Raw genomic sequence first — 13,726 nt, forward strand, 5'->3', positions numbered from 1 at the left:
GTCTTATATTTGACCACCTAGCTCACATATTGACCACTAAACCGCTTTACTAAACCGGTTTACTTTGTTATCACCTTGCTACGGAGATGTTCTAAAGAGGCCCTCACCAGGGGAATTCATTCAGGAGAATATGGGTATGACTAAACGCGTGCTGTTGTTAGGTGAAAGCTGGGTCAGTTCCGCGACTCACTACAAAGGTTTTGATCAGTTCGGTAGCGTCACTTTCCATTTAGGCGCTGAGCCGCTGGTTAATGCGCTAAAAGGCAGCGAGTTCGAGCTGACCTATCTACCGGCTCATGAAGTGGTGGAAAAAATGCCCTTCGATCTTGAAAGCCTGAAAGCCTACGACGCCATTATCTTGTCGGACATTGGCGCTAACTCCCTGTTGTTGCCGCCTGCGGTCTGGCTGCACAGCAAACCTATGCCTAACCGTCTGAAATTATTACGTCAATGGACCGAAGAAGGCGGCGGCTTGATGATGATCGGCGGCTACTTCTCTTTCCAAGGCATTGACGGCAAAGCGCGCTGGCGCAATACCCCGGTAGAAGACGTGCTGCCGGTCACCTGCCTGCCGTACGACGACCGCCTTGAGGTGCCGGAAGGCTTCTCGGCTAAAATCACCGGCGACAAAAATCACGCCATTCTGCGCGGGATAGAAGGCCCATGGCCGCTGCTGCTCGGCGCTAACGAAGTGGTGCTGAAAGAAGGCGCAGAAGTGCTGGCTACCCTGCCGGACGACGAAGGCGGTCACCCACTGTTGGTCACCGGTACCTATGGCCAAGGCCGCTCCATCGCCTGGACCTCGGACATCGGCCCGCACTGGGTGCCTGGCGAATTCATCGCATGGCCGGGCTATGACCAGCTGTGGAAAAACTGTCTGAGCTGGCTCACCCACCTCGACAACGCCTGATAGCCCAAGACTCTACGGGAGATTCGCCATGGCTCAGCCCTACGTTCAGGCCATTAACATTACCAAGCGCTTTGGGGCTTTGACCGCCCTGCGCGACGTCAATCTGGAGATTTATCCCGGCGAAGTATTGGCCCTGTTGGGTGATAACGGCGCCGGTAAATCCACCTTCACCAAAGTGCTGGCGGGCGCGCATCCGGCCAGCGGCGGCGAATTGGTGGTGGATGGCAAAGCAGTGAGTTTCAATTCACCGAAAGACGCCTCGGACTGCGGCATCGCCACTATTTTTCAGGAGCTGGCGCTGTCCGAAAATCTGTCTATCGCGGAAAACGTCTTTCTTGGCCGCGAGTTGAAACACTCTTTCTTAGGCATTCCTTTTCTGCGCCAGCAGGCCATGCGTTCGAAAGTGGCCGAGCTGCTGCATGAGCTGGAAGCCCATATTTCTGACCCGGAAGCGCCGGTTGGCAGCCTCTCCGGCGGCCAGCGGCAGGCGGTGGCTATCTGCCGCGCGCTGAACCTCAACGCCAAGCTGGTGATTATGGATGAGCCGACCGCCGCGCTGGCCGTCGCCGAAACTCGCAAAGTGCTGGCCCTCACCCGCAAACTGGCGGAGCGCGGCTGCGCGGTGGTGCTAATCAGCCACAACATTGCCGACGTGTTTGAAGTCGCCGATCGCATGGTGGTGTTCCGTCGCGGCAGAAAAATTGCCGAGCGCCGACGCGCCGACACCACGCCGGAAGAGATTGTGTCGCTGATCACCGGCGCGCATCCCGAAGCACGAGCGTTTGAGGCCGTAACGGCCTGACGTCAGATCCACGAAGTTGCATCACCAAACAACACAACGCCAGATCCACATTACAAAACCAAAAAACACACAGCAGTTATCTCTCACATTCATGACAGGTGGGCTTTCTATGTTGAAAAAAATGATCAGCACCATGGTGGCATCTGCTCTGCTCGGCGCGACGGCTTTTAGCGCCTTCGCCCAAGACAAACCGAAAGTGGCCTTTGTGCCGCAAATCGTCGGTATTCCCTATTTCAAAGCGATGCATGACGGCGGCAACCGCGCGGCTAAGGCGTTTGGCGTGGATTTCATCTACTCGGGGCCGGTGGATACCAACCCGATGGACCAGCTGCAAATCGTGCAAAACCTAATTGCTCAGGGCGTTAACGCTATTTCGGTCAGCGTGCTGGATGCCTCGAGCATCGCGCCGGTGGTCGAGCAGGCCAAAGCCAAAAATATCAAGCTTTTCACCAGTGATAGTGACGCACCGGACAGCGGCCGCGCGGTCTACGTGGCGCAGGCCACGGACGAGGGGCTGGGCGATACGGTGATTGACGAGATGGTGAAGCGCGTCGGCGACCACGCCAAGATTGGCATAGTTTCCGGCGAAGCCACTGCCTCAAACCTCAACGCGTGGATTGGCTTTATGCAGCAGCGCGTCAAGGCCAAATACCCGAATGTCACGCTGCTGAAACCGCAGTTTGCGGGCGGCACCTCCAGCCGCGCGGCGCAAATTTCTGCCGACATGATCGCCGCCAACCCAGACCTGAAAGGCATTATCGCCGTCGCCTCTACCACCTGTCCGGGCGTGGCGCAGGCCATCGAAACCGCCGGAAAAATTGGCAAAGTGGTGGGCACCGGCTATTGCAGCCCGGACACCGCGCGCGCCTACCTGAAAAGCGGCTCCTTTGGCTTCTCCGTGCTGTGGGACCCGGAAAAACTCGGCTACCTCACCGTCTGGGCGGGCAAACAGCTGATCGACGGTAAAACCTTCAGTGCCGAAAACAGCGTGCCGGGTCTGGATCAGAAAGTGGCTTACGACGCGAAAACCGGCGTGCTGCTGCTCGGCGCACCGGCGGTGTTTACCAAGCAAAACGTCGACCAATTCCACTTCTGATTTTTATCGCAAAACTGAATCGCAACACTTAGGGGACACTGCCGTGGCAACATCCTTCACGCCCGCCCTGAAATTCTCGGGGCGGGAGCTGACGCTGGCCTGCGTTTGTCTGGTCGCCATCGTTATTTTCAGTCTGGCATCGCCCTATTTTGCCACGCTGGATAACCTGACGACCGTGCTACGCAACAGCACAGAATTACTCTTGATTGGGCTGGGCATGACCCTGCTGCTGGCAATGGGCGGCGTGGACGTGTCGGTCGGCGTGGTGATGGGGCTGGCGGCAATTGTTATTGGTCAGTTGCTTAACGCGGGCGTTTCTCCCGGCCTGACCGCCCTTTCCGGCCCGCTGGTGGGCGCATTGATTGGCGTTATTAGCGCGCTGGTGGTGGTGGCAGGTCGCATTCCCGCCATCGTCGGCACGCTGGGGCTGTATGGCGTCTATCGCACGGCGGTGTTTGCCCTGCTCGGCGGCCAGTGGCTGTCGGGGCTGCCGGACTCGCTGACCCAGTTAGTCAGCGCGCCGCTGCTCGGCCTGCCGGTGACTGTCTGGGTGATTGCTCTGGCTTACGGACTGGTCTGGCTGGCGCTGCGCCGCACGCCTTATGGCTTGCACCTGCTGGCTATCGGCAATTCGGAAGATAAAGCACGACTTTCCGGCATTGCGGTCACCCGCGTTCGTTTCGCCACGTTCATCATCAGCGGCCTGCTGTGCGGGCTGGCGGCTACCTTCTATGTTGGCACCTATCGCAACGTCGAAATGACTATCGGCAGCCAGCTGGCGCTGGAAGCCATTGCCGCCGTGGTGCTGGGCGGAACCGGCATTATGGGCGGCCACTGTAGCCTGCTGGGCACGGTACTCGGCGTGTTCCTGCTACGTATCTTACAAAACGGCCTGCTGCTGATTGGCGTGCCGTCTCTGTGGCAAACCGTAGTCACCGGAGGCCTGCTGTTGCTGGTGCTCACCGCCGAAGTGCTCAGCGGCAGGTTGCGCATTCACAACATGAACCTGCGTAAAAACCGTCTTAAAGGAGAAGGAACCGCATGATTCTCACCGCGGGAGCTTCCCGCCTTTATCGTAAAAATCTGGTGCTCACTCTGCTCTGCGGGCTGTGGGTGGCGCTGGCGTTAACCCTGCTGATTGGGCAACCGTCGATTTTGTCTGGCGCAACCTTAACCAGCATCTTGCAGTTCGCCACGCTGCTGGCGCTGGTGTCGCTGGGGCAAGCTTTGGTGGTGCTGGCAGGCGGCGCGGGGATTGATTTGTCGGTGGGGGGCAATGTGTCGCTTTCAGCCATTGCTGGCGTGATGGCGCTCCAGGCTGGCGTTCCGGCGGTGCTGCTGCCGGTGGTGTGTCTGCTGTGCGGCTTTCTGCTCGGCGCGGTTAACGGCCTGCTGATCGCCAAGCTGAAAATCTACCCGCTGATTGTCACCCTCGGCACCTTCTACGCCTATTCGGGTCTGGCGCTGTCTCTGACCGGCGGCGCGGCGCAGTCCGGGGTTCCGGCGTGGGTCTTGCCTTGGGGGCGCGGCGTGCTGGCCGACATTCCTCTGCCATTCCTCACGCTGGTTATTCCCGCGTTTCTGATTGCCGCCCTGCTGCTGTCGTTTACCTCGTGGGGGCGCTGGATTTACGCCATGGGCTTTAACGAGCATTCGGCGCGACTGGTGGGCATCCCGGTCGATCGTGCGCGCATTCTACTCTACTCCCTGTGCGGCATGCTGGCAGGCGGCGCGGGCTTTGTTTCCCTGTCGTGGCTCGGCAGCGGCAGGCCGAACGCGGGGGTCAATCTTGAACTGGAATCATTAACCGCAGCCCTGCTGGGTGGCGTGGCGATATTTGGCGGCAAAGGGGGCGTGGCGGGAGTATTCGCCGCCGTCCTGCTGCTGGTCACGCTTAAAACCAGCATGTTGCAGTTTGGAATTAACACCGTTTGGCAAGTGGGCGTGGTCGGTCTGTTACTGATCGCGGTGCTGCTGGCCGATCGTCTTTCAAAAACCCGGAGCTAATCAATGACCTTTTCTACTCAGGCGCTGGCGGACCATATCGACGCCAATAAGCAGCGCATCGTCCAGACGCTGTGCGATATTTTGTCGTTCCCTTCGATCGTGATGGCAGACCCTACTCAGGCCGGGCCGGGCGAGCGCGATTGCCAGCTCTATCTGCAACAGCGCCTGCACCAGTTGGGCATGGAGACTGACCTGTGGGACCCAGATGGTCCGGCATTATATGAGAAATACAAAGGCCGCCCCGGCGCCAATAAAGGCCGCACTTTTGAAGGTCGCCCCAACCTTGGCGGCACCTTAAAAGGCACCGGCGGCGGCAAATCCATCATGCTGACCGGGCATATCGACGTGGTGCCACCGGGCGCGCGCTCCCACTGGCGCACCGATCCCTTCTTGCCAGAAGTGATTGACGATTTCGTCTACGGGCGCGGCGCGGTGGACATGAAAGGCGGCGTCGCCTGCATGCTGATGGCGGTGGAGTTTTTGAAAGATCTGGGCGTCGAGCTGTCCGGCGACGTGGTCTTCACCACGGTGGTCGATGAAGAGATTGGCGGCATGGGCTCACTCGCCATGGTCGATCGCGGTTTCCGCGCCGACGCGGGGATCATGACTGAGCCAAGCGCTAACCAAATCGCGCCAATTTGCCACGGTATTCTGTGGGGCAAAATCATCGTCAACGGCGTGGGCGGTCACGCTGAGCTGACGCCAAATTCGTGGGACAGCACCGGCCCGGTGGACGCCGTCGAGCTGTGTCGCCAGATCATGGACGGAATCGACATTCTCAACCGCCGCTGGCAGTACGATCCGAAGAAGAATCACCCGCTGATGGAGATGCCTAACAAGGTGATGATCACCCAGTTGAAAGTGGGCGAGCACCCTTCTTCCACCGCCGGACACGGGGAAATCATCATTGACGTGCAGTATCTGCCGCACGAGAAAGATGAGTTTGGCTTAGGCGGACACGTGAAGCGCGAGGTCGAAGAACACATCGCCCGCGTGTGCGAAGCCGACCCTTACCTGCGCGCCCATCCGGCATATATCGAATGGATTTTGGACGCCGACTGCGCCGAAGTGCCGTCGGATCACCCTTTCGTGCAGACTTTCCAAGAGGCGGTAGTAGAAGCCAATCTGTCGCCAGTGCTCTCCGGCTTCGGCGCGCACAGCGACATCGGCCTGCCAACCGGCATGGGCAACACGCCAACCGTCAACTTCGGCCCCGGCGACCCGGCGCAGTCGCACCAGCCCAATGAGCGCGTATCGGTCGAGGATCTGGTGAATTGCACGAAGGCGATTGCTTTAGCGATTGAGAAGTGGTGTCGGTGATGGGACGGGGGGCGTCCCTGGGCCGCTTTTAAAGTCAAAATCGTGGGCTCGCCGCCTACGCTGGCCTTTAAGGTCAAAACCGTGCGCTGCCGCCACACCGGCCTTGAGGGGCGCCTATCGCCGCGCCCCTCAAGACTCCCCGGCTCTTTACTGCGCGCTTCGCTCGTGAGGCGGACGTGTTTCAGGGACTTCAGTTATCCACCGCAAAATGTCGCCGCTTAGGCGGTGCCTTCGCCACGGGATTCGAGCCATAGGTCTCGAACCTCTCGCTCAGCGCCATTTTTGACTGCGGCTTTGAGGCATTTCAACCGTACCTTTTCAGTAATTTTCAGCTTTTTGTGAATGAAACGGCTCGGAGTAAGCGCCAGTAGGTCGCGTTCAGAAGTGACGCCGAGCAAGAGGTGGAAAACCGCGTGGCTTTTTACGCGGGTTGGAATCCCGCAGCGAGGGAACCGCCTAAGCGGCGGCACTTCGCGACGATCATCAAGGCTGCTGAAACATGTCCATCCCAACCCTGCGCAGCCTCGATCACACAACAATAAAAACGCAGGGTTCCAAGGGAGGCGCGTTTACGCCTCCCTTGGTCGGTGTGGGCCGACGCCCACGACCTTGAAGTTGACCTTCAAAAAGTATCAACGAGCTTTCTTCGTCGCAAACCCCTTATCCAAATTCCGCCAGTAAACTACCCATGTGATCACCGCGCACACCACGTAAAACACCAGGAACACTTTCATTGCGCCCGCCGGAGAGCCGGTCATGGCGAGGGATGTGCCGAAGGCTTTCGGGATGAAGAAGCCGCCAATGGCGCCAATGGAGGAGATAAAGCCTAATGCCGCGGCAGTGTCGGTGATGGCTTCGCGCTGGGCGGATTCTGCCGTTTCGCCGCGAGCCAGTGCTTGGTCGGTGGTCAGTTTGCGGAAGATCACTGCGATCATCTGATAAGTCGAACCACTGCCCAGACCGGCAGTCAGGAACAGCACCATAAACACGCCGAAGAAGGCTGGGAAATTGCCACCCGCGCCGCCGCTTGGCAGCGTTAAGAACAGCAAGGCGGCGGCAATCGCCATCACCACGTAGTTCCAGAAAGTCACGCGAACGCCGCCCAAACGGTCGGACAACATGCCACCGCCGGAACGCGCCAGTGCACCGAAGAACGGGCCGAAGAAGGCGTAGTGCATGATATTCACTTCAGGAAACTGGGTTTTGGTCAGCATGGCAAAACCGGCGGAAAAGCCGATAAATGAGCCGAACGCCGCCAGATACAGCACGCACATGATCCATAGGTGACCGCGCTTTAACACCGGCAACTGCTGGCGAATCGAGGCTTTCGACGACGCCAAATCGTTCATGCCGAACCACGCGGCGACGGTGCAGATAATCAGGAAAGGCACCCAGATCCACGCGGCGTTTTGCAGCCACATGCTGCTGCCGTCGGCTAAGGTCTGCGGCTGGCTAAAGGCACCAAAAATCCCAAGGGAAATGGCTAACGGAGCCAGCAACTGCATCACGCTGACGCCCATATTACCTAGACCGCCGTTAATCCCCAGCGCGCCGCCCTGCTTGGCTTTCGGGTAGAAGAAGCTGATATTTGCCATGCTGGATGCGAAGTTCGCGCCGCCGAAACCACACAGCAAAGAGATAATCAGGAAAGTATTGTAAGACGTGCTGGTGTCTTGCACCGCAAAACCCAGCCAGGCGCATGGGATAATCAAAAATACCGTGCTGATGGCGGTCCAGCGACGTCCGCCGAATAGCGGGATCATAAAGGAGTAAGGCACGCGCAGAATGGCACCGGACACCGATGGAATGGCGGTCAGCATAAACAGTTGGTCGGTGGTGAAGTTAAAACCCACCTTGTTGAGATTGACCGCGACCAGGCTGAACAACATCCAGACGCAGAACCCTAACAAGAGCGAAGGAACAGAGATCCACAGATTACGGCTGGCCACTTTATGGCCGGTTTTCTCCCAGAACGCGGAGTCTTCCGGCCGCCAGTCCTGAAGGAGTCTCGACGGTTTAGACGCGGGTGTTGCTGAAGTATGGGGCATGGAAAACCTCGAATTGGCAGAGCATTGTTGTTATTAATGCTGCCAACACTAGGTAGTGCTCCCCTGTGGGATGTTGATGCAAATCAAGCAGATGGTGGTTAAGTTTCGGCCTCAAAATCACCATGCGTCCTTTGTGGGTATCCCCGCCATGATTGATAATTGACTATAATTCATAGAGTTGATGTCATTATGCATATCTATTGATAGCAGGCGTTATCCCGGTGGAAATAAATAGGTACTCCTATAGGAGTATAGGGATATCACGCCGGATAATAAAAAATATGCCCACACTAACCGAATGCCCTTATCCCTTAACGTTACTGACAGGAATGACAAGATGCTTAGACGCGCTGTGACGCCGCTGTCGCTAGTCAGCCAAATTGCCCTGCTGATGCTGTTGCTCGGCCTGTTGGGCATTGGCGGGATGAGCGTCGCCGCGTGGATGGCGCAGAGCATTCAGGGTAACGCCCATGCCATCAACAAGGCCGGTTCGCTGCGTATGCAGAGCTATCGCCTGCTGGCCTCGGTGCCTCTGACCCCGGCCAATAACGCCTATTTGCGCCAGATGGAGCAAGATCAGGACAATCTCGATCTGCGCCGCGCAGTGCAAAGTGAAGATCTCCAGCCAGAATTCGATGCCCTGCGCCGCTACTGGATGACCACGCTGAAAGACCAGATTCGCCAGGCACAGACCCCCGCGCAGGTGGCCTCCAACGTGGCGGTGTATGTCGGCCAGTTAGACAAACTGGTGGCCGCGCTGGAGCATAAGACCGAATACCACCTGACGCTGATTTCACTGGTTCAGCGCGGCCTGCTGCTGGTCACGCTATTGCTGCTGGGGCTGACGATTTGGTTTTTGCGCCGTCGGCTGCTGGAGCCGTGGAAACGGCTGCTGGCGCAGGCCAACGCGGTGAGCGCCAGCGATTTTAGCCAGCGTTATCAGGTAAGCCAGACGGCCCGCCCGCACAATGAAATGGATATTCTCGGCCAGTCGCTGAACAGTATGTCGCAGGCGCTGGAGCGCACGGTGGACAGCCTGGCGCAGCTGGTAGATAACAAAACTGCCGATTTACAGCAGAAGAATCAGGTGCTGGATTTTCTCTATCGCGTCAGCCGCCAGCTACATACCAGCGCCCCGCTGGAGCAGCGTTTGGTGCCGGTGCTGGAGGAGTTACAGAAGCTGACGCCGCTACAGTCCGTGCAGCTGCGGCTGTATGAGAACAACAGCGCCGAGCTGTTTAATGATATCGGCAGTCCGGCTGCGAGCCAGCACCATTTATATAGCGACAACAACGCATCGGCTGAAAATAGCCACCAGCAACCTCTCAGCTGGAGTTTGCAAGACGAGCGCGAGAATTACGGGGTTCTGCTGGCGCAGCTTCCACAGGGCACCTCGCTAACGCGCGACCAGCAGCGTCTGGTGACGACCCTACTGGAGCAACTGACCAGCACCTTGATGCTGGCAAGACAGGCTGAACATCAGCAGCAATTGATGCTGATGGAAGAGCGTTCCGCCATTGCCCGTGAGCTGCACGACTCGCTGGCGCAGTCCCTCTCCTGCCTGAAAATCCAAATTGCCTGTTTGCAAATGCAAGGGAGCGAGTTGACGGCAGAAAACGGCCAGCTGGTGCAGCAGATGCGCGACGAACTGAATACGGCTTATCGCCAGTTGCGCGAACTGCTGACCACTTTCCGCCTACAGATGAACACCCCCGGCCTGCGCGCCGCCTTGCAGCACGCGGTAGATGAGTTCTCGGCCCGCATGGGGATCACTATCGCTTTTGATTACCAGTTACCGCCGCGATCGGTACCGGCCAATCAGGCGATTCACCTGCTGCACATTGCCCGCGAAGCCCTGAACAACGCCTTTAAGCACGCCAATGCTGCGCAAATTTCACTAAGACTCAGCTGTGAGCACGACGAAATTATGATGCAAGTGACCGACGACGGTCATGGCATCCCAGAAAATATCGAAAGACAGCACCATTACGGCCTGATCATCATGCAAGATCGCGCCAAAAGTTTGCACGGCCAATGCCAGATCACCAGCCGGGAAAGCGGCGGGACACAGGTCACCGTCCGCTTCCGTCCAGACGCATTGCCGATTAATCCCCAGGAGCAAGTATGAACGACGCGACCCCTTCGACTATTTTATTGATTGATGACCACCCGATGCTGCGCAACGGCGTTAAGCAACTTATCGCGCTGGACACTACCCTGCAGGTGATTGGCGAAGCGAGTAACGGCGAGCAAGGCGTTGAACTGGCAAAACAGCTCGACCCGGATTTAATCCTGTTAGATCTCAATATGCCCGGCATGAACGGCCTCGATACGCTGGATAAAATGCGTCAAACCGACCTTTCTGGGCGCATCGTGGTGTTTAGCGTGTCGAATCATGAAGATGACGTGGTGACCGCCCTGAAACGCGGCGCCGACGGCTATCTGCTTAAAGATATGGAGCCCGAAGACCTGCTCGCCGCGCTACACAATGCGGCAGGCGGCAAGATGGTGCTCAGCGAAGCCCTGACGCCAGTGCTGGCGGCCAGCCTGCGCGAGAGTCGCCCGAGTGGCGATCGCGACATTCAATCCTTGACGCCGCGCGAGCGCGATATCATCAAACTGATCGCCGAAGGCTTGCCCAATAAGGTGATCGCCCGCCGCCTGAACATCACCGAAAGCACGGTAAAAGTTCACGTGAAGCACCTATTGAAGAAGATGAAACTCAAATCCCGCGTCGAAGCGGCGGTCTGGGTGCTGCAAAGTAATGTGATTTAACGGTAACTTTTTTTGTTTGGTTTTGGTTTTTTACTCCTTCCCCTTTCAGGAGGGGAGGAGCTGAATGGCCTTATTTTTGACTTTCCGCATCCGCCCAAAATCGCTGCTGACCATCACTTCCCTTCAATTAGCCGCACTGCCAGCTCCGGGCTAAAAACGCCCGCCGCCGGGCCGTTGTGGCAGTCGGCGCTGGGGGAAGACGCGCCGTCGGAATCGCCGGGCTGCTTGACCCAAACTGCCATCGTGTCAGCTGAAATCTTGCCCGGCAAGCTGCCAATTTTGCGCCCCGGCGGGTTACACCACTGGCCGTTTTCAGAGCCGTTGCCGCTGCGTCCGGTGTCTATCAGCATCGATTTACGGTAGCCATAATTAGCCGCCAGACGGGCGTTAATCGCCTCGCCGTAAGCCGTCGATTGCTCAAGCCGATAGAAGTTTGACACGTTCAACGCAAAGCCATGCGCCAGATTAATGCCCGCCGCGTTAAGCAGGTCCGCCATGGCATCTGCGGGCTTCCAGCCTGCATTTCCCGCATCCAGATACACCTTGGTCTTTACCGCGTGCTGCTGAAACTGCTGCAAAGCATAGTGAATTAGCCCCAGCCGCTCTTGGCGCTTGGCGGGGGTCAGGCAGTCGCTATCGGCCAGCGCATCGGGTTCGAGCACCACCATCGCCGGTTGGCTGCCGACGCCGCTGATGAAATTATCGATCCAACCGCGATAGTTCTGAGCATCGCTCGCTCCTCCGGCAGAAGCTCCTCCGCTGCAATCCCGCCCCGGCAGGTTATAGGCTACCAACAGCGGAATGCGCTGAGCCTGGCTGGCGGCATTCACATAGCGGCTCACCGCCTGCGCCAGTTGGTCGTTGCTTTGGCTGGTGCCGGTAAACCACATCGCCGAAGGCACTTGGGCAATGGCGGTGTTAATGGTTTTGGCGCGAGGGTCGTCAGGGTGAGCTTTCACCCACTGGGCGGCAGAAGAGTTGGGATTAATATAGAAGCTATCACTGGCCAATGCGGCCAGTGTCCAGCAGGAACTGAGTAGGCAGATGCCGATCGCTACGCGCTTTAGCATGGGTAAGTTCTCAAGATTAAAAAGCCATTATAAATAGCTTAATTAAACGCCGGTGAATCACCCATTAAAAATTAAACTTCTGCTGCTGCATATCTTCACTCAGCGGCGGCGGCGTGACGTTAAGGGTGATCCAGTTAGATGTGACATGCTGGTCTTTGCTGTCCACCACGGTGACGGACAGACGGTAGCTGTTGCTGGCATCCGGCGAGCTATCCCACGGCGGCACAATCAGGCTCCAGCCATCGGTGTCGCGGTTATTGTGCGGCGGCGTCAGGCTTAGCGCCTGAGTGTCGCCCTGCCAGCTCAGCGCGCTGACACTGTTGAGTGCCCTGACCTGCAATTTCAGCTCGACGGTTTCACCCGGCTGTAAATTCCACGGCGGCGTCGCCAGATAAACCGACAGCGTTTTGCGCTGTTTGAAATCCATTACTGGCATGTTATTGCGCTCGACCACGTCCATCCGGCTGCCGCGCAGCGAGTGCGCCTCGGCCACATTGTTGGCAGAAAGCTGCTGGGAGAGCGGCACCCCAAGACGGTAATTGAGCGTCAACTCGACGCTGTCCTGATTGTCGCCATCCTGCCCGGCCTGGTGGGCGGCCTTCACCGTCACCAAAGGCACCGGCGTGTAATTCACTCCAAAGGTCATGGCCGAAGGATTGGTCTGCCGCGTGCCGTTGCCGAACAGGTCCACCTGATTGCCATAATACTGCTCGAAGCTCAGCGAGGCGCCAATCTGGCGATAAAACGGCAGATAGCCTTTGGTGGTGATGTCATAGCCGCGTGCCTGACGGCGAAGCTGCGGCGAACTGCCGCTGTCCGCCTTATAAGAGGAAAACGGATGATAATAGTTGGTGGAGAAATGCAGGTAATCGGTCCACGCCTCGGCGCCCAAGCTGCCACGGCTTAGCTGATGGTCGAAGTCGTTATCCACAAAGGCGTTATAGCCCAGCATCCAACTGCCCTCATTCCAGCGCTGCCCCAGCCCGAAGTTCCCCACGGTAGAGTCCGTGGCGCTGACCAGCCCCACCTGACTGTAAGTCAACAAATGGTCGTTTTGGTAAAGCGGGCTGAAGAGCTGCCCCCGGCTGCCGTCGAGATTTCGCCCGCTGACGTCGAGCGACATGCTGGCGGTGCCAAGCGGCGAGAGCAAGCTGCTGGTCTCTTTCTGCACCAGCTTGGCGGCCTGCGTTAGCGCCAAACTTTCCGCCTGCTCGCGCAATGGGTCCTGACTGTCGCTGGAGGTGCTCTGCTCGCCAAACTGTTTCAGCGTATTGGCGATTTTGGTTTCAGCCGCCGTCGCGCCGCTGGCGGGCTTGTAATAAGCGCTACCCAGACTGGGCAAGGTGTTGGGATCTTGGGCAGGAGTACCGGCATTGAACATCGAATTGGCATCGCCAGCGGGAGCTGAGAGGTCAGCATCGGGAGAAAATCGCTGGTAAGCGTCTACCGTCAGCGCATTGGCGCTTGCAGTATAGAAAGCCGATCCCCACAGAATAAGCAGTGAGGCGCGCAGTGGCGGCGCAATTCGCTTCAATAAATTGGGAAAAACTTCTGTGACGTCTGTCATGTCCTGCACAAATAAAGAGTGAACAACGATCTTAACCCACAGAGGACATTTATCAAGGCACAAGAGCACTTTAGGCCACTTTCGGTAACGCTTTAGGTAAATTCTGAAACATTTTTTACATTTGGTTTAAG

General features: G+C 57.7%; 11 protein-coding genes. 8 read left to right on the plus strand and 3 right to left on the minus strand.

All coding sequences use genetic code 11. The features are described 5' to 3' along the window. The first annotated feature begins 136 nt into the window (after positions 1 to 136). The 6 genes from ACT3RR_RS10955 (at position 137) to ACT3RR_RS10980 (ending at position 6,135) form a co-directional block, all read left to right on the plus strand. The gene (locus ACT3RR_RS10955) at positions 137 to 910 is read left to right on the plus strand and encodes a glutamine amidotransferase (RefSeq protein WP_396130935.1); all 774 of its coding nucleotides are present in this window, start codon (positions 137 to 139) and stop codon (positions 908 to 910) included. A gap of 28 nt (positions 911 to 938) precedes the next feature. After that, positions 939 to 1,712: an ATP-binding cassette domain-containing protein gene (locus ACT3RR_RS10960; RefSeq protein ID WP_496200307.1), complete on the plus strand. Its 774-nt coding sequence runs from the start codon at positions 939 to 941 to the stop codon at positions 1,710 to 1,712. Positions 1,713 to 1,821: 109 nt separating this feature from the next. Next, the gene (locus tag ACT3RR_RS10965; RefSeq protein ID WP_496200308.1) at positions 1,822 to 2,808 is read left to right on the plus strand and encodes an autoinducer 2 ABC transporter substrate-binding protein; all 987 of its coding nucleotides are present in this window, start codon (positions 1,822 to 1,824) and stop codon (positions 2,806 to 2,808) included. A 43-nt stretch (positions 2,809 to 2,851) separates the two neighbouring features. Further along, on the plus strand, positions 2,852 to 3,853 hold the full coding sequence (locus ACT3RR_RS10970; protein WP_353501956.1) for an ABC transporter permease: 1,002 nt from the start codon (positions 2,852 to 2,854) through the stop codon (positions 3,851 to 3,853). Beyond that, complete coding sequence (locus ACT3RR_RS10975; RefSeq protein WP_485900374.1) at positions 3,850 to 4,815, plus strand: ABC transporter permease; 966 nt, start codon at positions 3,850 to 3,852, stop codon at positions 4,813 to 4,815. Before ACT3RR_RS10970 ends, ACT3RR_RS10975 begins: the two co-directional genes overlap by 4 nt. Before the next feature lie 3 nt (positions 4,816 to 4,818). After that, positions 4,819 to 6,135 (plus strand): M20 family metallopeptidase, encoded by a 1,317-nt coding sequence (locus tag ACT3RR_RS10980; RefSeq protein ID WP_353501954.1) that lies wholly within the window; start codon positions 4,819 to 4,821, stop codon positions 6,133 to 6,135. A 632-nt stretch (positions 6,136 to 6,767) separates the two neighbouring features. Here ACT3RR_RS10980 and ACT3RR_RS10985 read toward each other — a convergent pair. Next, positions 6,768 to 8,183 carry a NarK family nitrate/nitrite MFS transporter gene (locus tag ACT3RR_RS10985; RefSeq protein WP_353501953.1) on the minus strand — a complete coding sequence of 472 codons (1,416 nt, stop codon included), beginning with the start codon at positions 8,181 to 8,183 and terminating at the stop codon, positions 6,768 to 6,770. Between the two features lie 337 nt (positions 8,184 to 8,520). On the opposite strand from ACT3RR_RS10985, the gene narX reads away from it, so the two are divergent. Together narX and narL are read left to right on the plus strand one after the other, a co-directional pair. After that, on the plus strand, positions 8,521 to 10,311 hold the full coding sequence (gene narX / locus ACT3RR_RS10990; RefSeq protein ID WP_353501952.1) for a nitrate/nitrite two-component system sensor histidine kinase NarX: 1,791 nt from the start codon (positions 8,521 to 8,523) through the stop codon (positions 10,309 to 10,311). Beyond that, positions 10,308 to 10,958, plus strand: coding sequence for a two-component system response regulator NarL (narL, locus tag ACT3RR_RS10995; RefSeq protein WP_185690010.1), 651 nt, complete (start codon positions 10,308 to 10,310; stop codon positions 10,956 to 10,958). Before narX ends, narL begins: the two co-directional genes overlap by 4 nt. Positions 10,959 to 11,071: 113 nt before the next feature. Here the strand turns inward: narL and ACT3RR_RS11000 are convergent, their stop codons facing one another. Both ACT3RR_RS11000 and ACT3RR_RS11005 read right to left on the minus strand, forming a co-directional pair. Then, the gene (locus ACT3RR_RS11000) at positions 11,072 to 12,028 is read right to left on the minus strand and encodes a glycoside hydrolase family 6 protein (protein ID WP_496200309.1); all 957 of its coding nucleotides are present in this window, start codon (positions 12,026 to 12,028) and stop codon (positions 11,072 to 11,074) included. 64 nt (positions 12,029 to 12,092) lie between these two features. After that, positions 12,093 to 13,595 carry a YchO/YchP family invasin gene (locus ACT3RR_RS11005; RefSeq protein ID WP_496200310.1) on the minus strand — a complete coding sequence of 501 codons (1,503 nt, stop codon included), beginning with the start codon at positions 13,593 to 13,595 and terminating at the stop codon, positions 12,093 to 12,095. Between the last annotated feature and the right edge of the window lie 131 nt (positions 13,596 to 13,726).

The sequence above is a fragment of the Ewingella sp. AOP8-B2-18 genome, from assembly GCF_052376015.1.
Lineage (GTDB): Bacteria > Pseudomonadota > Gammaproteobacteria > Enterobacterales > Enterobacteriaceae > Ewingella > Ewingella allii.